Source organism: Caedibacter taeniospiralis, assembly GCF_002803295.2.
Taxonomy (GTDB): domain Bacteria; phylum Pseudomonadota; class Gammaproteobacteria; order Francisellales; family Francisellaceae; genus Caedibacter; species Caedibacter taeniospiralis.
In genome coordinates this window covers 1-20,154 of record NZ_PGGB02000005.1, presented here as the reverse complement: position 1 = coordinate 20,154, position 20,154 = coordinate 1, and the positions used below count along the sequence as shown (strand labels likewise).

14 protein-coding genes are annotated in these 20,154 nt (G+C 42.4%); 2 read left to right on the top strand and 12 right to left on the bottom strand.

What is annotated here, in order from left to right:
• Window positions 1–8: 8 nt before the first annotated feature.
• From CU053_RS02910 to epmA, 5 genes are all read right to left on the bottom strand, one after another.
• The gene (locus CU053_RS02910) at window positions 9–2,045 is read right to left on the bottom strand and encodes an FAD-dependent oxidoreductase (RefSeq protein WP_100551307.1); all 2,037 of its coding nucleotides are present in this window, start codon (window positions 2,043–2,045) and stop codon (window positions 9–11) included.
• A gap of 70 nt (window positions 2,046–2,115) precedes the next feature.
• On the bottom strand, window positions 2,116–3,222 hold the full coding sequence (locus CU053_RS02905) for a PDDEXK nuclease domain-containing protein (RefSeq protein ID WP_100551306.1): 1,107 nt from the start codon (window positions 3,220–3,222) through the stop codon (window positions 2,116–2,118).
• Between the two features lie 110 nt (window positions 3,223–3,332).
• Window positions 3,333–4,538 (bottom strand): flavodoxin-dependent (E)-4-hydroxy-3-methylbut-2-enyl-diphosphate synthase, encoded by a 1,206-nt coding sequence (gene ispG, locus CU053_RS02900; protein WP_100551305.1) that lies wholly within the window; start codon window positions 4,536–4,538, stop codon window positions 3,333–3,335.
• A gap of 7 nt (window positions 4,539–4,545) precedes the next feature.
• Window positions 4,546–5,499, bottom strand: a complete 954-nt coding sequence (tal, locus tag CU053_RS02895; protein ID WP_100551304.1) for a transaldolase — start codon at window positions 5,497–5,499, stop codon at window positions 4,546–4,548.
• A 76-nt stretch (window positions 5,500–5,575) separates the two neighbouring features.
• Window positions 5,576–6,544, bottom strand: a complete 969-nt coding sequence (epmA, locus tag CU053_RS02890) for an EF-P lysine aminoacylase EpmA (RefSeq protein WP_267901798.1) — start codon at window positions 6,542–6,544, stop codon at window positions 5,576–5,578.
• A gap of 231 nt (window positions 6,545–6,775) precedes the next feature.
• Here epmA and CU053_RS02885 point away from each other — a divergent pair, with 231 nt between their 5' ends.
• Window positions 6,776–7,957: a class I SAM-dependent rRNA methyltransferase gene (locus CU053_RS02885; RefSeq protein WP_100551302.1), complete on the top strand. Its 1,182-nt coding sequence runs from the start codon at window positions 6,776–6,778 to the stop codon at window positions 7,955–7,957.
• Window positions 7,958–8,001: 44 nt separating this feature from the next.
• On the opposite strand, the gene CU053_RS02880 is transcribed toward CU053_RS02885, so the two are convergent.
• The 4 genes from CU053_RS02880 to gyrA all read right to left on the bottom strand — a co-directional run bounded on the left by CU053_RS02880 (window position 8,002) and on the right by gyrA (window position 15,160).
• Window positions 8,002–8,541, bottom strand: a complete 540-nt coding sequence (locus CU053_RS02880; RefSeq protein ID WP_100551301.1) for an OmpH family outer membrane protein — start codon at window positions 8,539–8,541, stop codon at window positions 8,002–8,004.
• 67 nt (window positions 8,542–8,608) lie between these two features.
• Window positions 8,609–10,990, bottom strand: coding sequence for an outer membrane protein assembly factor BamA (gene bamA / locus CU053_RS02875; RefSeq protein WP_233263322.1), 2,382 nt, complete (start codon window positions 10,988–10,990; stop codon window positions 8,609–8,611).
• 342 nt (window positions 10,991–11,332) lie between these two features.
• Entirely contained in the window at window positions 11,333–12,511 is a 1,179-nt protein-coding gene (gene dxr, locus CU053_RS02870) for a 1-deoxy-D-xylulose-5-phosphate reductoisomerase (RefSeq protein WP_100551299.1), read from the bottom strand.
• 3 nt (window positions 12,512–12,514) lie between these two features.
• Window positions 12,515–15,160 (bottom strand): DNA gyrase subunit A, encoded by a 2,646-nt coding sequence (gyrA, locus tag CU053_RS02865; protein ID WP_100551298.1) that lies wholly within the window; start codon window positions 15,158–15,160, stop codon window positions 12,515–12,517.
• Window positions 15,161–15,488: 328 nt separating this feature from the next.
• Between gyrA and CU053_RS02860 the strand changes: the two genes are divergently transcribed.
• A complete protein-coding gene (locus CU053_RS02860) occupies window positions 15,489–16,688 on the top strand; it encodes an MFS transporter (RefSeq protein ID WP_100551297.1) in 1,200 nt (399 codons plus the stop codon).
• A 4-nt stretch (window positions 16,689–16,692) separates the two neighbouring features.
• Here CU053_RS02860 and secF read toward each other — a convergent pair whose 3' ends face one another.
• The 3 genes from secF to yajC form a co-directional block, all read right to left on the bottom strand.
• A complete protein-coding gene (gene secF / locus CU053_RS02855; protein WP_100551296.1) occupies window positions 16,693–17,646 on the bottom strand; it encodes a protein translocase subunit SecF in 954 nt (317 codons plus the stop codon).
• Window positions 17,647–17,656: 10 nt separating this feature from the next.
• The gene (gene secD, locus CU053_RS02850) at window positions 17,657–19,603 is read right to left on the bottom strand and encodes a protein translocase subunit SecD (protein ID WP_100551295.1); all 1,947 of its coding nucleotides are present in this window, start codon (window positions 19,601–19,603) and stop codon (window positions 17,657–17,659) included.
• 145 nt (window positions 19,604–19,748) lie between these two features.
• A complete protein-coding gene (gene yajC, locus CU053_RS02845; protein WP_100551294.1) occupies window positions 19,749–20,111 on the bottom strand; it encodes a preprotein translocase subunit YajC in 363 nt (120 codons plus the stop codon).
• Window positions 20,112–20,154: the final 43 nt, after the last annotated feature.

The following is a 20,154-nucleotide window of genomic DNA, read 5'->3' as shown; positions in this document are numbered from 1 at the left end:
ATTTCACTCTAAAGCCGTAACGCGAGCTCCGTCGCTTCTTTAATCGCGCGTTTTGCATCTACTTCTGCAGCAATATGCGCGCCACCAATAATATGAACATTGCTGATACCCTTTGCCATCGAAGCATGATACAAAGCTTTATCAGACTCTTGTCCTGCACAAATGACCACCTGATCAACCTTGAGAATTTCTTTTTTACCTTTGATGGTAATATGCAATCCTTCATCATCGATTTGATTATAATTTACCCCGCTGAGCATTTTAACCTTCTGATGTTTTAAGGTTGTGCGATGTATCCAACCCGTGGTTTTTCCTAATCTTTTACCAAGTTTTTCATCCTTTCGCTGCAGTAAAAAAACTTCACACTCAGGTCTTGGTTCTATTGTTTGCTTTAACCCACCACGATGCTGAAGAGTCGTATCAATTCCCCATTCCTGGTAGTACCCTTGAGCATTTTCTCCCATTTTTTTACCGCCAAACACTAAAAATACCGACACATCAAAGCCAATACCACCAGCACCAATCACCGCCACTTTACTACCTGGCTCTACCTCGCCGTTTAATAGCTGCATATAGTTCACCACCATAGGATGATTGACTCCTTCAATATCAGGAATACGTGGCATAACGCCCGAGGCAATCACAATATCATCATAGCGTTTAGCAATTAAATCATCAGTGCTTACTTTGGTGTTTAATATGCAATTAACCTTATGCTTATTAAGCTGATTTTCAAAATAACGCAATGTCTCATTAAACTCTTCTTTGCCCGGAATTTTGGCACTTAACTTAAATTGCCCACCTATTCTGTCTGATGCCTCATACAAATCGACTTTATGCCCTCTTTTGGCAAGCTCAATTGCCGCAGTGCATCCAGCAGGACCTGCCCCAACCACGACTATCTGCTTTGGTTTTGTCACGGGCAACGACTGCATCATTGTCTCGTTACAAGCATATGGATTGACCAGACAGGATGCCTGTTTGCCAACAAATACATGATCTAAGCACGCCTGATTGCAGGCAATACAGCTATTGATTTCCTGTGCTTTATTATTTTGCGCTTTTTTGACAAAGTCAGGATCGGCTAATAAGGGTCGCGCCATGGAAATTAAATCTGCTTTATCCTGCTGTAAAATAGCTTCCGCGACACCAGGGGTATTGATTCGATTTACACAAACCACAGGAATACTAACGTGCTTACGGATTAACTCCGTCACTGGGACAAATGCAGCTCGTGGCACCTGCGTGCTGATCGTTGGAATACGCGCCTCATGCCAGCCAATGCCTGAGTTAATAATGGTAACACCTGCTTGTTCTAGCGCCTTAGCTAATATGACCACTTCATCAAAACTACTACCTTTCTCAACTAAATCAAGCATTGATAAACGGAACATAATAATAAATTTTTCGCCCACCTTTTGGCGAATCGCCTTAACAATTTCAAGTGCAAAACGCATTCTATTGTCAAAGCTGCCACCCCATTGATCTTGACGATTATTGGTATGCTCAACTAAAAACTGATTAATCAAATATCCCTCAGAACCCATGACTTCTACACCATCATAACCCGCCTCTTTTGCAAGTACTGCCGCACGCATAAAGTGCTTTATGGTGCGTTTAATTCCCCAATTACTAAGTTTTCTTGGTTTAAACTTATTCGTGGGGGACTTAATGTTAGACGCTCCCACACATAAAGGATGGTAACCATAGCGTCCTGCATGCAAAATTTGCATGAGTATCTTGCCTTCCGCCTTATGTACAGCCTCTGTGATCAGTTTATGCTTACGGACTTCTTTTTGATTGGTAAGTTTAATGGCAAACGGATATAGCCACCCTGAAATATTGGGAGCTACACCTCCTGTAACAATAAGACCAACACCCCCTTTGGCACGTTTTTGGTAAAAATAAGCCAGGCGCTCAAAACCGCTCTTTTGCTCTTCAAGCCCCGTGTGCATCGATCCCATAACAATACGGTTTTTCAATGTGGTAAATCCCAAATCTAAAGTTTGCGATAATAATGGGTAAGGATTTTTCTGATCCGTCATAGCACGGTAAACTCCTCTTTATATTTTTAAATCAGCATATACACAATTTCCCGCTTGTAGAATCATGGAGTTATAATTGCTCCTCAAGTTTTTCCATGTCAGCTTCAATTTCCTCCACTGTTGGGAGTGACCCTTTTAATTCATCAGGAAGTATTTCTGTTAACGTAAACTCACTCACGCCCATAGGTTTATTAATATCACGCAATGCAAACTCTGTTTCAATTGTATTTTTATCTCGGCAAACCAAAATCCCAATCGTTGGATTATCCGTGTCTGACTTCAGCAGACTATCTACTGCTGAAAGATAAAAATTTAACTTTCCAGCGTATTCTGGGATAAATTTAGTGTTCTTTAACTCAATCACTACATAACATTTTAATTTGACATGATAAAACAACAAATCCAGATAGTAATCACTTTCTCCAACTTCCAAATGATATTGCCTACCAACAAATGCAAAACCTTTGCCGAGCTCCAATAGAAACTTAGTAATATGATCCACGAGCTGTTTTTCAATATCTCTTTCATTGTAAGGTTTAGTCATTGTTAAAAAATCAAAAGTATAAGGATCTTTCATGGTCTGCCGTGCAAGATCAGATTGAGGTTCAGGTAATGTTTGCTGAAAATTATTAATTGCCTTACCCTGCCTTACATAAAGGTTTGACTTTATTTGCAGGGCTAAAGTATCTCGGCTCCAGCCATTCTCAATGGTTTGATTAATATAGAATAAAATCTCTTTATCGCTTTTAACCTTGCTAATCAGCATTTTGATATGCCCCCATGGCAGTCGCCTAATTAAAGGATAAGTCTGCTCACCTACACCTAAGCCCAAATTTAATTCGTCCTCAGTCTGGGGACGAATTGAGATATATTTAAAAAACAAGCGGCAGTACTTCAAATTTGTTATAGAGAATCCTTGTATATCAGGAAACTCCCTTCTTAAATCTTTTGCAAGTTGTTCAAGAAATTTACTCCCCCAAACACTATCTTTTTCAGATATCATCCGTCCTAAATCAAAATAAAAGTCAATCAGTACACTATTTGCCGCCAATGCAGCACTAACTTGCACCGAGCGAATTTTAACTTTTAGCCCTTTTAACCAGCTAGCGTAATCTGTATCTTTGATAAGGGTGGCATTTGAAGTGTTCAATGTGGAATTTTTTAATTTATTGCTCATCAGCCTTTCCCTCATAATCAATACTCCCCCCTTGTACATTCAAAATTCACTATCGCCTCCAAAAAGCAAACCTTCCATACCCACAACTCCCTTTATAGTACCAACAACCCCTACACCTGCTGATATTTCTCTTTCACATATTCCTCAACAATCGCCATAAACTCCTTGGCGATATGCTCGCCTCTTAGCGTATGCTTTTTTTGACCATCGACAAACACTGGTGCCACAGGCGCTTCACCAGTGCCTGGCAGACTGATACCAATATTGGCGTGTTTACTTTCCCCTGGTCCATTGACAATACAACCCATCACCGCGACTTTCATGTTCTCAACGCCAACATATTGATGTTTCCACTCGGGCATTTGTTTAGTTAGATAATTTTGAATGTCATTGGCAAGCTCTCGAAAAAAGCTGCTTGTCGTTCGCCCACATCCAGGACACGACGAAACGGTGGGGGTAAAGGCTCGAAGCCCCATGGTTTGTAAAATCTCACGACATACTTTGACCTCATTGGTACGTGGAGCCCCAGGCTCTGGAGTCAGTGATACGCGAATGGTATCCCCTATGCCCTGCTGCAATAGATATCCCAGACTGATACTGCTGGCCACAATTCCCTTAATACCCATACCCGCCTCGGTTAAACCCAGGTGCAATGGATAACGGCACTCACGAGCCAGTTTTTGGTAAACTTCAATTAAATCCTGCACATCACTGACTTTACAGGAAATAATGATTTTATTCGCGTGAAGTCCGAGACTCTCTGCGTACTCAGCACTGGTCAATACCGACTCAATCAGCGCTTTGTGCATAATTTCACGCGCTGATAATGGCACCGTCAGCCGACTGTTTTCATCCATCAGTCTGGCGAGTAATGCCTGATCTAAGCTCCCCCAATTAACACCAATACGCACAGGCTTATCGTATTCAATCGCTTTTTGAATAATCTCGGCATACTGGGTATCTTTTTTGCGCCCAAAACCGACATTTCCCGGATTAATACGATATTTATCAAGCGCCCTGGCGCATTCTGGAAAGTCTGCTAGAAGCCTATGACCATTGTAATGAAAGTCGCCAACCAGCGGGACATCACAATCCTTTTGTAATAACCGCCTTTTAATCTCAGGGACCGCTTGTGCCGCTTCTTCATCATTAACGGTGATGCGCACCAGCTCACTGCCCGCGTGATAGAGTGCCAAGACCTGTGCTACCGTTTTTTCAATATCTGCCGTTGCCGTATCCGTCATTGATTGTACAACAACAGGGGCACCCCCACCAATCGTGATATTCCCTACTTTTACCGCAATAGACTTGTGCATGATGTGGTTATATTCCTACTTTGTATTCGATTAATTTTTCTAACTTCACCGTATCAATGGCAAACTTACGAATACCTTCGGCCAGTTTCTCTGTCGCCATTGGGCTTTCGTTCATCGCCCATCTAAAATCAGCTTCTGTCATTTTACGATCTGGCATTTTTGCACGTTCAACTTCTACTAACTGACGCGTCAAAGTCTTTCCATCGGCTTGAAGCTTCTGCAATAAATTTGGCGCAATGGTTAAGGCATCGCACCCAGCCAATGCCTCAACCTGCCCGATATGCCTGAAACTTGCACCCATCACAATCGTGTGATAGCCATAACGCTTGTAATACTGATAGATTTCTTTGACCGATAACACACCATTATCTTCGCTGACATCGGGGAAATTGCTTGAACCTTGCTCCTTCATATACCAATCGGTAATGCGACCAACAAATGGGGATATTAAAAACACGTTTGCCTGCGCACAGGCAATGGCTTGAGCAAGACTAAACATTAAGGTCAGATTACAATTAATCCCTTCTTGCTCCAAAGCTTCAGCTGCCTTTATACCTTCCCAGGTTGAAGCGACCTTGATCAAAACACGAGACTTATCCACTCCCGCTTCTTTATATCTGGCGATGAGTCTTTTTGCATAGCTGATCGTTGCAACCGTATCAAAAGATAGGCGCGCATCCACCTCGGTTGACACTCTCCCTGGAATAACTTTTAAAATCTCAACCCCAAAGCTTACCGCCATATCAAGCATTGTCTCTTCAACTCGTGCTTTTCCTGATAAATGCGCGCTTTTTGCCAACGCCTTGTCAATCACATAGTCATACTCAGGCATTTTAGCGGCATTGAGTAATAGACTGGGATTAGTTGTGGCATCCACTGGCTGATATTGCTCAATCTGCCCAAAATCCCCTGTATCGGCGACTACCTTAGTCATTTGTTTTAGCTGCTCTAATTTGTTCATTTGCTTATTTCCATTGGTCAGTCGTTTTGATTGAACATAGCATATAGCTGATTAGCGTAAGGCTCAAGCTTTGCGCCTAGCAATAGAGGACTTCCTGTATATCGGCATAGCCTTCCAGGCACATCATTAATCTATCCAGCCCCAAGGCAACGCCTGCACATTCTGGAATATCATCCAGACATGCCAGAAGTTTCTGATCGATAGGTACTGCGTTTTTACCAAGCTGTGCACGCATGACCAAATCATTTTCAAAACGCTTTCTTTGTTCCTCTGAGCTTATGAGCTCATAGTAACCATTTGCAAGCTCGATGCCTTGATAAAAAAGCTCAAAGCGTTTAGCAACCATCTGACCCTGTTCATTACACATGATACGAGCCAATGCTGCCTGCACTTGAGGATAATCATACACAAACACAAATGAATATTGCTTAAGCCATGGCTCAATACAGTGCGTAAACAATAGATCCAAACATTCTATTTGATTTGGTTTTTCAAGTCCTTGTACTTGACCTATCTTTTCATTCAGCAGGTTTTGCAGCTGCATTTCACTCATCTGGTGAGGATCGACGCCAAACACTTCTTTGAATAATTGTTCATAACTAAACCGATGAATCGTGGCATCTGGCTTCAGTAGCAACAGCATTTCTATGATTTCCTGGCGTAAAGTTTCATCATCTAACCCTGATCGATACCACTCAAGCATCGTAAACTCATGGTTGTGATATTGGGCTTTGGGGTCATTGCGAAATGCCTTGCAAATCTGATAAATACTGCCAGTTCCCTGTGCAAGTAACCGTTTCATTGCGTATTCAGGCGAAGTCTGTAAGTAGCGCATACCAGATTGAGTTTGAATAGCAAACGCATCAATATATGGATCACTCACAGGATAGGGGTAGGATAATGGCGTATCGACCTCCAACACGCCTTTATCAGCAAAAAACTGGCGTATTTTTCTAAGATACTCTGCGCGTTTAACAAGTGCCTGGTTAGATAGGATCATAACAATAAGAAAAGTCCTATATTTTGTATATCTGAAACGAAACAAAAAGCTCTACTTAATTACCTGCCGATGATTTTAACATTAAAAGAAGGGGAACAACACCAGCGCCGTGACAATTGTGGAGAATAAGTAATTTACTGGTAATACCCAAAAAAATAACAGTCTGGTTTTTTGAGCATTGTTCAGTCACATCAAGCCACAGTTCTTCATATACAGAACCATGCACACAAAGTATAATTTGAGCACTTTAACCAAGGGAAACCAGGGTAATACTTCATGAATCCCCCCTCAATCAGTCTTAACAGTAAAATCAAAAATTTTTACAACCGACAGATTTTTTATAGCAACGAAGTTGATCATCTTGCAGAAAATTTACTGAATGAATACGGCGTTGCACTTACTGAACACAAAGGGTATCTGGCTCTATACAGCAAGCACCAGTTAATGGCTGTTAGAGTCACACGAATCAGCCTGGAGCTCGTTCAAAACAAGGGGTTGGAATCTGCCATTTTAAGCTTTCTGCAACTACTACAGCACGAAAAAACTCACTTTAGCTTTGTCCAAAGTAATGAAGCATACCGATTATGTCATGGTGATCACGATGGCTTACCTGGCATTACTATCGACTGCTATGGGGCAGTTAATGTTATTCAATCGAGCTCTGCGGCTTCCGATCTTTTGATGAATCATGTCATTAAAGCACTCACAACATTGATACCAAAAACGCCTATCTTTGAACGAAGCACGGGACAAATTCGTGAGTTTGAGAAATTAGAAAGCATTAGCAAATGGCAATATCTGGCTGGGGGAAACAGGCAAAGCACAATTCTTGCAGGAAAAAAGCTCAGCTTTGATCTTATCCATGGTCAAAAAACAGGACTTTTTATTGACCAGCGACTTAATCTCATCGCACTTTGCCATTACCTTCAGAAAAGCATGACCTCAATGCTAGATATCTGCAGCTATATGGGGGCTTGGAGCGTTGCAGCCACTGACACTATCAAAGCATTCACCTTAATTGACCAAAGCGAATTTGCCCTGGCAATGGCGAAAATAAATATTGAAAACAACCATAACGAACCTCAAAACATAAGCATTGATCTTCATCATGATGATATGTTTGAAGCGCTCAAAAAACTAAAAGCCGCGCAAAAAAGCTTTGATGTCGTTGTCGCAGATCCCCCTGCTTTTGCGAAATCGAAAAAACATATTGCTGAGGCTAAACGCGCTTATCAACGCTTATTTAAACTAGCACTTTCGTGTTTAAACAAAAACGGACTATTTATCGCTTGTAGTTGCAGTCGTCACGTTGATGAAGCAACCTTCTTTGAAATTATCCGGTCCCTCTCTTACGATTTGATTTTATTACACAAAGGCTACTCATCTCCCTGTCACACTCAGGCAATTCAGGTGGATTATCATGACTACCTTAAGTGCTATATTTTTAAGCTTCGATAGGCATACTATGGAAGAGACACTTAAATTTAAGTTTTTGATATTTTTTATTTTTTATCTTCTTTAGGCGCACCTTGCTTTTTCATTGCAGCAATCACCTGATCAGTAACATCCACTTTTAAATCAGGGGCAACATATGCCACGGCTTGTGAACTCAGAATAAGACTGTATTTGCCGTCTTTTGCCACCGCCTCTACTGCCGTATTAAAGCTTGCCTGGAATGCTTGTGCGACTTGCTGCTCTTGTTGCATCTCACTTTGTCTAAACGCTAATGCCTGCTGCTTGAACTTTTCCTGTTCATCTGCTAGTGCCTTTTGCTGTTTATCTAAATCAATCTTTGTTAAAGTGGGCGCATTGGTTTGCAGAGTCTGCAGTTTAGTCATTAAGTCCTGCTGTTGCTTTTGTAACTCATCTGCTTTGGGCTGTAATTTGGTTTGTAAGGCATGGATACTTTCTTCGCCTTGAGGCACCGTTTGGTAAATTTCGACAGGATTAACCAGACCGATTTTTAGGCTACTTGCATCTGCAGCAAACGCTCCTGTAGTTATTGCCATTGCAGTCAAGCCAATCATCATTCGTTTTTTCATATTTTACTCCTTGAATTAATCCAAAAAAAAATCTACTCAATCACTGAAGTTACGCAATTTCAGTCAATCAAAAGGTTTGGCCCAGTGTGAACTGAAATACCTGAGTCGAATCCCCAGGTTTTGTGTTTAATGCTTTTGCCAGGCTAAATGCCATGGCACCCAATGGTGACAGCCATTGAAATTCAACCCCAACGGAATAACGTAAATTTGAGAAAGTCGGGGACTTATTCCCAGCAGTTCCAGGCCAAATCCCAGCGCCCGACAGATCGTAGGTGTTATACACATTTCCTGAGTCAAAAAACACACCCAAACGCATATTGCGACTGTCCTTCAACCCTGGAATCGGGAATAGTATATCAATATTGCTATAGACATTTAAGTTTCCACCAATCGAATTACCTTGTTGTGCAGCTTCACCGTTTGGTGTATAGGTATCCGAAGGACCCATCCCACCTTGGGCAAAACCACGCACTGAGCCCCAACCACCGCCATAGAAGTTTTGGAAAAATGGTAAATACTCTGTTTTGCCATAACCATTACCATAACCGACACCACCTTTGACTGACAAGGTCACATCCCCGATGATTGGATGAAAGAATCCTGCGGAACCTGTGGCTTTATACCATTGCAGATCACTCACTCCAGGCACGGATACCGTACCATTTATCCCTAAAACCGTGCCTTCCGTTGGAAAGTACGCACGATTGGTTGAATTATGATTCCAGCCTAAATTCGCCGTGAAAGTATTAAACGAAGTTTGTCCATCATTTTGCTGAACAAACCATTGCAGAATGCTGGATCTCCCACCACTTGGCTGCAAGACTTGTGTGTGATCTACCCCACCACCAATACTAATAGAATCAAATGCTGAGGTGGGTATGCTATAACCTAAGTTCGCACCGTACTGGTTTAAGCGATAACTTGCTACTGAAGTATTATCATAATCCGTGCGCGATAGATAGGTACTGATCGTTTGACTAATGCCCGATTGGGTGAAATAGGGATCCGTATAAGACATGTTCAAGCTTTGATAAACACTTGACAGGCTTGCACCAATTGAAAACTGATTCCCCGTGCCCAGGATGTTTGGTAATGCAAGATTACCACCAATCATAAAGTTATATAACTGCGAGTAACCAATACTTGCACTGATTGAATTGGCGCTGCGCTCTTTAATATCGTAGTCCATGTTTACCAGATCATCAGAACCAGATACCGGCACTTTTCTAACGGTTACATCTTCTACAAATGGCATACGCTGCAGCTTGATCTTGGACTGATCAATCATTGATTGATTGTAAACCCCCGTCTCAAAATACTGCATCTGACGGCGATAAACATAATCATTGGTAACATTATTGCCCAAAAAGTTAATCTGGTTGATATAGACTTTCTTGCCAGGATCTATGTAGAACGTGAATGCGACGGTTTTATTATCCTTATCAAGTTTTGGCAGAGGGTTAACGTTGGCAAAAGCATAACCCTTATCTCCTAGTGCTTGCGTTATTGCTTTGGCACTATCAAGTACTTTTTGCCGCAAAAAAACATCTCCTGCCCTAAAAGTAATGAGCTTCTCAAGATCAGCCTTTGGCACAACAAACTTACCCTCTAGTAAAACTGCAGATACTTTATAAATTTCCCCTTCATTAATATCAAATGCAATAAATGCGTTCTCCTTGTTAGGAGATAAAGAGGATTGTTGAGAGGTTACCTTAAAATCTAAGTAACCATTGTTCATATAATAGCTGCTAAGATCTTCAACCGATGACTGCATATTCGTTGGTGAGTAATCCACCTTAGAGCTAAACAGTCCCCATAAATTCCAGATTGATGGTGTTTTAAAGGTAATATTGTCAATCAACTCACTCTGCGAAAAGGCTTTATTGCCGAGGACATCAATGCGGCGTACCGTTGCCGTTTTGCCTTCAGCGATATTGATTTTAATCGCAACACGATTTCGCGCTTCTGTAACTTCTTCTACATCTACGGTTGTCGAATAATAGCCCATGAGCGCATATTGCATTAAAAGCGATTGTTTCACCTGGAATAAAATCTCAGGATTAGCAATATTACCGACATCAAGCCCTGCCTCACGCAGCACTTTTTTCATATCGTCATTTTTGATCTTATCATTACCCGTAAAGTCCACCGCACTGATTGCTGGACGCTCAGCTACTTTAACAATAAGCGTATTACCCTCTTGATATAACTGTATACTTTTGAAAAATCCACTGCTGTAGAGTGATCTGATGACCTCGTTTGTCTCAGCAGCACTCACCTTCTGATCGGTGTGAATGCCTAGATCGTTAAGCACGGTTTCTTCAGAAATACGCTCCAAGCCCTCTACCTTTATCTTGCTAGCAATAAAGTCGCCTTGCGCATAAGTCACCACAAAGGGCGTCACACCCAATAGCGTCAGTAGTAACGTTTTTTTTAATGATAAGCTCAAGCCAATCTTCCTTCATTCTTAATTAAGTTTACATTTTTTGTATTGACCGTATTTCTGCCCACAACGGCATATTCAATACGCCCCTACGTTTATTCGCACTACCCCGTCCGCTTCGCATTGTCCTCCAGCTGCGCGCGGAGCTTACAGCGCTCAAAGCTAAGGAAGCAAAACTGTTTGCTTCCTTTAAGGCGCTTTTCGCCCCCTTCGCTAACGAAGGGGAATTAAATGATACGCTTTCGGGAAATTCCCCTTCACCAGTGAAGGGGTGCCGAGCGCGTCTGACCACTCCAGAGTGGTCAGACCTGCGAGGAGGGGTAGTGAAGCAAAAATAAGTAACTCCAGTTATTTACATATCGTACCAATCAAGTCTACGACATATTTTCGTGTCTTTGCATCGATGGCTATGACCTCATCTATGGTTCGTGCCTTATCGAATTGAAGCGCTTTCAGAGCCTGCTCAATATACTTGATTATCTGCAGATATTGTATTTTTTCCGCCAAAAAAGCCTCAACCAACACTTCATTGGCTGCATTTAGTACAATTGCTGCGGCATAATTTTTTTCTTTCAAAATTTGGTACACCAATGAAATCACTGCAAAGCGTTCAAGGTCTAGCGTGCTAAAGCTTAATGGCTTTGCTGTAAAATCCAATTTTGGCACATTAACTTTATGCCGCTTCGGATAATACATTGCATAGCCAATCGGCGTTTTCATATCGGGAGATCCAAGCTGCGCGATAAAACTGCCATCATGATATTCAACCATTGAATGCACAATACTCTGCGGATGTATCAACACTTCAATACGCTCAACGGGCACCCCAAACAGCCAATAAGCTTCGATGACTTCTAATGCCTTATTCATCATCGTTGAGGAATCAACCGAAATTTTTCGCCCCATCCGCCAATTTGGATGCGCACACGCCTCATCTGGTGTAATGTTTTTTAATTCATTTAAGGGCTTATCGAGAAAAGGACCTCCTGAGGCAGTCAGAATAATTTTAGCAATGGTTTGTTCATCGTACGCTTTAGCATACTCTGGCAAACATTGAAAAATGGCATTGTGCTCACTATCCACAGGTAAAATGACTGCTCCTGATTTTTTAGCGGCATGAATGAAAATCTCTCCTGCGCTGACCAAGGTCTCTTTATTTGCCAGCAAAATAGTTTTACCTTTTTCAATAGCCGCATAGGTTGATTTTAAACCCGCAATACCAACAATCGCTGCCATGACCATATCAACTGCTTTGGCGGATGCAACCTCAATCAGTGCGGATTCACCGTACAGTACCATGGTTTGACTATTTACTTCTGCTAAATCATTAGCTAATTTACTGGCTAAGTCCTCACTGACAACCACAGCGTAGTTTGGTTTAAACTGCAAACACTGCTGGTACAAAAGTTCTATATTGCAACGCGCCGTCAGTGCATAAACTTCAAAATCATTGGGATTATCACGAATAATCTCCAGGGTGTTTACCCCGACTGAACCCGTAGCTCCCAGGATTGTGATGACTTTCACCAATTACTCCAAGTCGTTCTCATCGTCAATGTTTTGCTCTGGCTCCACATCATCAGTGGCACTTGATTCAATGGCATGCTCTAAAGGCGTTTCCTCATCCAGACCATCATCAATTTCAGCTTCAGCAACCACTTGCACCGAAACAAGTTTTTCATTAGATTTAAGGTTAATCAATTTAACCCCTTGGGCCGAGCGACCTGTTTCACGCACTTCACTTACTCTGGTTCTAATCAAAACACCTTGATCGGTCATCAGCATAATATTGTCTGTTTCTTCAACTAATCCAGCTGCAACTACTTGACCATTGCGATCTGAAGTTGAGATTGAGATAACCCCCTGTGAACCGCGCGCTGTTTTGCGATACTCAGCCACGGCGGTACGCTTACCATAGCCATTCTCAGTGGCTGTAAGCACAACCCCCTGATCAGGATCGGTGACGATTACGCCAACGATGCTTTGATCCTCTTGAATGCGCATGCCTCGGACACCCCGCGCGGTACGTCCTACGGTACGAACCTCATCCTCATTAAAACGAATGGCTTTGCCCGCATTTGAGAACATCATAATTTCTTGCTGACCACGCGTTAAATGCACATGTAACAGCTCATCGCCTTCATCCAGTGTCAAGGCATAAATTCCGCCCTTACGCGGTCGCGAAAATGCGGATAATTCGATTCGCTTCACCGTTGCCTGCTTGGTTGCCATGAAGATATTTGAACCTTCACTAAATTCGGCTACTGCAAGCATGGCAGTAATTCTTTCCCCTTGTTCCAGAGGGAAAACATTGTTGATTGGTCTGCCTTTGGCAGCTCTGCCTGCTTGCGGAAATTCATAGACTTTGCTCCAATAAATTTTACCTAAGCTTGAAAAGCACAGCATCATGTCGTGTGTCGAGGCAATTTGCAGTTTATAAACAAAATCTTCTTCCTTCATTTGCGTTGATGATTTCCCTCGCCCTCCACGCTTTTGCGCATTATAGTCTTTTAAGGGTTGTGCCTTGACATAACCATCATACGAAAGTGTCACCACCATGGACTCCTCGGTAATCAAATCCTCATAGCCTAAGTCCAGTTGTGATGCAATAATCTCGGAGCGACGCGCATCGCCAAATTGCTCTTTGACTTCTTGTAGCTCCTCGCATATCACTTCAAGTAGACGCTTAACATCTTTTAAAATCGCGATGAGCTCTTCAATGCGCAGTAAAAGTGCTTTAAACTCATCTAAAATTTTATCCTGCTCTAAACCGGTCAGGCGATGTAACCGCAACTCCAAGATGGCATCCACTTGAACGTGAGATAAGAAATAGTCACCATTACGAAGCCCATAATGTGAAGCTAGTCCATCAACTCGATATAAATCCTGATCCACGCCTTGTAACATTTGACCAACCAGATCACCTGACCATGACCGTGCCAAGAGTGCTTCTTTCGCTTCGGCGGGAGTTTTTGAAGCTTTAATCAACGCAATCATTTCATCGATATTCGACAAGGCGATCGCCAGACCTTCTAAAATATGCGCACGCTCGCGGGCTTTTCTTAATTCAAAAATCGTGCGCCTCGTTACCACTTCTTTGCGATGACGAATAAATGCTTCAATTACTTCTTTAAGATTTAAAAGCTTCGGCTGATTGTCCACGAGTGCTACCATATTAACGCCAAAGCTTAATTGCATCTGTGTCTGCGAATAAAGATTATTCAGTAAAACCTCTGCAACTTCACCACGTTTGACATCGATTGCGATACGCATCCCATCTTTGTCCGACTCGTCGCGCAGTTCAGAAATACCCTCGATTTTCTTATCTTTGACCAGCTCAGCAATTTTCTCAATAAGGCGCGCCTTATTGACCTGATACGGCAGCTCGCTCACGATAATCTGTTCACGATCCGTTTTTTTATCGGTTTCGATGGAAGCTTTGGCGCGCATGATCACACGACCCCGCCCTGTCTTGTAAGCATCCACAATACCAGAGCGACCATTGATGTAAGCTGCCGTTGGAAAATCAGGTCCTGGAATGTATGCCATTAACTCTTCAATGGTCAGATCAGGGTTTTCAATTAATGCAATAACCCCGTCAATGACTTCATTTAAGTTGTGTGGTGGAATGTTGGTTGCCATACCTACCGCGATCCCTGAAGAACCATTAACGAGCAAATTTGGAATACGTGTTGGCAACACATCAGGAATCATTTCGGTCTCATCATAGTTTGGTGAGAAATTAACGGTTTCCTTATCAATATCAATCAGGAGTGAATGGGCAATTTTAGACATCCGCACTTCGGTATAACGCATCGCCGCAGGTGAATCACCATCAACCGAACCAAAGTTACCCTGCCCATCCACAAGCATGTAGCGCAGTGAAAACGGCTGCGCCATGCGCACGATCGTATCATATACTGCCGTGTCCCCATGAGGATGGTATTTACCAATTACGTCCCCCACAACGCGTGCGGATTTTTTATAGGGCTTATTAAAGTCATTCCCCAGCTCTTTCATGGCAAAGAGTACGCGCCTGTGCACGGGCTTCAAACCATCACGTACATCAGGTAACGCACGCCCAACGATGACACTCATGGCATAATCTAAATAAGATTGTTTTAATTCTTGCTCGATAGTAACTGGGAAAACTTCATTGGCAAATTGTGTTGTCATAGAGATATAAACGCTTCAAATATTCCAAAAACTAGCGCGGATTATAGCATAGTCGCCACCGCACAGAAACAGGATTCTCCAGCATATCGTGTGCAAGCTTAAACATTATGCGTTTAGGCTTGGGAAAATAATTTACCCAAGCGTGTCGGTGTGAGTGATCAGAGTCACACCCTCACTGACAACTCACACTTATCAATCCTTGTGCTTATTCATATAACAGAAGATGGTAATTTTGCCCCATAAATGATCGCAGATAGCACAGTAATAAAGCCTGTAAAACGCGGTTTAGGCAGTATATACTGCGGGAAAATTTCTAATCAGTGCCATCATGAAACCCGAAAATTACGTTTACTTTTTTGCTGTTTTTTTAGTCGGCGTCTATGTTTGCGCCTATGACATGTACATCTCAGCATTGCCATTACTACAAAATGACTTTGGTGTCAGTGTTGGGCAAAGCCAATTAACACTGAGTTTATTCGTTATTGCGGGTGCTATTTTTGCCATTCCTGCCGGGATTATCAGCGATAAGTTTGGACGTAAAAAAACACTGATACTTTACTGCCTGGTGGTTATCGCTGGCAGCATTGTTTGCCTTTTTTCGCATAATATTCTGCTGTTTTACATCGGTCGAATTCTACAAGGCGTTGGAGCCTCAGGTCTTTACATTGTTGTTGTAGCATTACCTAAAGATTTACTCAGTGGTAACACCTATGTAAAAACCTGGCAAAGCTTGGCCTTATTATTTTATTTAGCACCCTCTATTGCCGGGTTTATCGGCGGGTATATCGTTTATTTTGGCGGCTGGGAATGGGTTTTTAGCGGTGTTATCCTTGTTGCATTAGTGACACTGATCCTTGTTTTGAACTACTTTAAAGAACCGCAAATCAACCATAACAAAACGCATACCTCAAGTGGTCGAAAGATGCTACACATCATCACAAACGCACGTTTTTTAAGCTATTGTTATGTCACTTCAGTTGCCTGGGCAGGCATGTCTGTTTTTTATATTTGCACGCCTTATATCGTTATCGACTCACTGGGTTACAATACCATTGTTTATGGCTGGTTATCCTTTTTGCTGATTTTCTTTGGCGCACTTGCACGCTTTATCAACCTCCGCTGGTTAAACGGCTTAATAAGCTATGAGAAGAGTGCGCTGATTTTTTCTTTTGTTGCAGCATTTAGCGGAATCTTGTTTATTAGCGCGTTTTTCATACCCAAAGCCTCCGCCCTTTACTTTGTTATCCTTAGTGCCATTTTATTTGGTTTCTCATCAGCACTCGTTAGTGTTAATACAGTGACGATAGCTTTTTTGCTGATTGATAAGCCCTACAGCGCTGTAGCATCCTCTATCTACGGGCTTAGTATTGATCTTATCGTCGCTTTAGCGCTTATTTTTGCAAATACCATGCATCCTAGTCTCATCCTTTTAGGGGGAATGATTACGGGATTCTATAGTTTAGCCATCCTTTTGCTGATACATTTTAATCCCACCAACAACCTCAATGATGAGATAAAACTTCCTTGATAAACTAAGGTCTATCATCCTCTAACTTCTGTGGCGGAAGAAGGGATTCACGTTTCAAACCAAACAACACCGCTAAAACCCCTGCAACATAGATGGAAGAATAGGTGCCAACAATCACACCTAGGATAAGCGCTAATGAAAACTCATGTAATGAAGGACCGCCGAAGAAATAAAGTACAACAACCACCAATAAGGTTAAGCCTGAGGTAATAATGGTTCTTGAGAGGGTGTCATTGATAGAGCGATTCATCACCTCAATCACACTGGCTTTACGCATCTTACGGAAATTTTCACGTACGCGATCATAGATAACCACGGTGTCATTGAGGGAGAAGCCAATGACCGCAAGCAGTGCCGCCAGTGTTACTTGACTAAACTCCAGCTGAAAAGCAGAAAAAACACCTAAGATAAGAATGGGATCATGTAACAGGGCAATGCCTGCACTAATGGCAAATTTCATCTCAAAACGAAAGGCAATGTAACCAATAATGCAAATCATGGCAACAATCAAGGCTAACAATCCATTGGTTGCTAATTCTTTGCCTACCTGAGGTCCAATATAGTTTAGACTGGTTACATGCGCCTGTTGCCCAAGAGCCGCTTCCACTTGCTGCTGCAGAAGTTGTTGAGTGGATTGCCCATCCTGATTAATCGTGCTTTGCTCATTCTCACCCTTAGGCGCAGATAGTTTGATCATTAAACTGTCACTTGAGCCAAAGGTAGTCACTTCAACGGCTGAGAAACCCATTTTTTCGAGCGTTTTAGCAACTTCCTGCGTGGATGGGGTGGACTGATAATTCACCTGAATCTGATAACCCCCAGTGAAATCAAGTCCCATATTGAGTCCACGGGCAAAAAGAAAAATAAAGGATAACCCAATGAGCACAACAGACACCACTGCCGTCCATTTGCGAATGCCCATAAAGTCGATATTGGTTTTACGTTTAAAAAACTCCATGCCAAGACTCCTATAAGCCAATCGATAATTTTTTCAGGTTGCGACGTGACCCATAAATTAAGTTGGTCATGCCTCTTGAAACGGTTACTGCGGTAAACATTGAGGTTAAAATGCCAATGATCAATACCACGGCAAACCCTTTTACTGTTCCAGTTCCCACAGCAAATAAGATCACGGCAACAATCAAAGTCGTCACATTTGAGTCAACAATGGTGGCAAAAGCGCGATCATAGCCCGCTGAGATTGCACTTTGTACAGGAACGCCATTTCTAAGCTCCTCGCGAATACGTTCAAACACTAACACATTACCATCAATCGACATTCCAAGATGAAGCACCAGGGCCGCAATGCCTGGTAAAGTTAAGGTGGCTCCAGGAATAATAGATAGAATTGCAATGGTTAAAACGATATTCAGCACCAGGGCAATATTGGCAATCATCCCAAACAGGCAGTAGTAAATCGTCATAAAGATTACAATCAGCACGAGTGCCACTACGATCGAAAGCATTCCCTGGTCAATATTTTGCTTGCCAAGGGTAGGACCAATTTGCTGTTCTTGGGCAATGTGCACTGGCACCTGCAAGGCGCCTGAGCGAATCATCAACGCCAGGTTATTGGCTTCACGCTGATCAAGTCCCGTGATTTGAAAATTGGCACCCAAGGTCGTTTGAATCGTTGCGGCATTAACGAGTTTTTCAGTCTTATCAATACGACTTACCTCTTTACCATCAACAAGCTCTTTCTGGTAGGTTGTATTAACCAGCATGACCCCCATTAAATCACCAACATGCTTACTGGTTACCTCTCTGAAATTACCTGCAGCATCAGAGCTTAATTGAACCGCAACAATTGGCTGACCAGACTGATGATCAACCCCAGGGGAGGCATTCACAATCGCACTACCACTGACCACCGAGTTGCCATCAAGCTGGTAATAAAAAGTTTTGCCATTTGAGCTTAATGGATAAACCTTAATGCCTTGCTCTTCGACTTTTAAGCGATCAACTACAGGGGAGACAATATAAAAACTTGCTGTCGATGTCCCACCTAAAATCTGCTTCGCTCGTGCGGCGTCCTGGAGTCCTGGAAGTTCAATAATCACCCGTGAGTCACCAGAGGCTGCAACCGAAGCCTCCGCCACACCCAAGGCATTGATGCGATTACGCATTACTGTTACCACTTGAGATATCGCCTCTTGCTTAATCTGCGCTAACAACTGGCTGTTAAAGGCAATGAGTAAGGCTTTATCTTTGAGTGCACTATAAACCAGCTGATTATTCTGCGTCTTGGTATAATCCGTTTTTAAATAATCAAGTGCTTTATCCAAATCTGCTGTGCTTGCAAAGCTAAGCGCCACGTAGCCAATACTGCTATAGGTCACAGGTACAGGCAGTGCTTTGCTTATTTCCGTTTTTTGCGAGGCTTTCAATTGTGACTCAGGAGTCACTGCTACTTTTTTCAGCCCTTGTACTACGCTATCCAAAGTGCTATCTAAACGGGCATTAATCGCTGACTGTGTATCCGCTTCCAGCACTAAATACATCCCGCCACGCAGATCAAGCCCCAAGTTCATGGGGGTTGCTCCCAATGCCAATAGCCAGTTTGGCGTATTTGCCGCCATATTAAGTGCAATGATATAGTCACTTCCCATGCTTTTTTGTAGCACTGTGCGTGCTGCAATCTGATCTTCAGCATCCGCAAATCTGACTTGCACTACCGTACTTGAATCTTGTTTTAGAGACTTATAGGGAATTTTTTGTTGATCTAATGTGTCTTTTATTTGGGTGACAAACTCAGCATTTACCGTACCATCTTTGGGCGATATTTGTAGTGATGGCGTTTCACCAAATAAATTGGGTAAAGCGTAGATAACTGCCAAAATGACAATCACCAGAATTAAGATGTATTTCCATAAAGGATACTTGTTAACCGCAGCTTTTTGTCTCAGATGAAGCATAATCCTGATACCTTAGTTTATTTGACTGTATAAAAATCGGCTTGTGCAAATAATCCGCACAAGCGTGTCAGTGTGAGTGATCAGTGTCACACTCACACTGAGCAATGGGCGTAAATATAGTCACCGCCTAAAAATCTAACCGACATTAATTGGTTTTGACAGCACCTTTTGGCAAAACGCCAGAAACTGCACTTTTTTGGACTTTGATTACCACATTCTCGGCAATTTCCAGTTCAGTATAGTTTTCACCGACTTTAACGATTTTACCGATAATTCCGCCATTGGTCATTACTTCATCCCCTTTGCCAAGCTCAGAAATCATCTTGCGTTGTTCTTTATTGCGTTTCATTTGTGGACGAATCAACAGGAAGTAAAAAATCGCAAAAAATGCGACGAGCATCAAAATCGAGCTCATGGCAGAACCACCTGCGACTCCCTCGGCAAAGGCGCTGCCCGTTAATAATAACACCGATGACAAAACGACTAAAAATTTWTGTCGAGTAGACATTTCTGTTTCTCCTATTTATATTTGTTTATATTCAATACAATGT

Excerpts from the sequence above, each read along its gene's own strand:
- CU053_RS02860 (WP_100551297.1), top strand. The coding sequence starts at position 15,489 with ATGAAACCCGAAAATTACGTTTACTTTTTTGCTGTTTTTTTAGTCGGC.
- CU053_RS02880 (WP_100551301.1), bottom strand. The coding sequence starts at position 8,541 with ATGAAAAAACGAATGATGATTGGCTTGACTGCAATGGCAATAACTACA.
- tal (WP_100551304.1), bottom strand. The coding sequence starts at position 5,499 with ATGAACAAATTAGAGCAGCTAAAACAAATGACTAAGGTAGTCGCCGAT.
- CU053_RS02885 (WP_100551302.1), top strand. The coding sequence starts at position 6,776 with ATGAATCCCCCCTCAATCAGTCTTAACAGTAAAATCAAAAATTTTTAC.
- CU053_RS02910 (WP_100551307.1), bottom strand. The coding sequence starts at position 2,045 with ATGACGGATCAGAAAAATCCTTACCCATTATTATCGCAAACTTTAGAT.
- ispG (WP_100551305.1), bottom strand. The coding sequence starts at position 4,538 with ATGCACAAGTCTATTGCGGTAAAAGTAGGGAATATCACGATTGGTGGG.
- secF (WP_100551296.1), bottom strand. The coding sequence starts at position 17,646 with ATGGAGTTTTTTAAACGTAAAACCAATATCGACTTTATGGGCATTCGC.
- gyrA (WP_100551298.1), bottom strand. The coding sequence starts at position 15,160 with ATGACAACACAATTTGCCAATGAAGTTTTCCCAGTTACTATCGAGCAA.
- CU053_RS02905 (WP_100551306.1), bottom strand. The coding sequence starts at position 3,222 with ATGAGCAATAAATTAAAAAATTCCACATTGAACACTTCAAATGCCACC.
- secD (WP_100551295.1), bottom strand. The coding sequence starts at position 19,603 with ATGCTTCATCTGAGACAAAAAGCTGCGGTTAACAAGTATCCTTTATGG.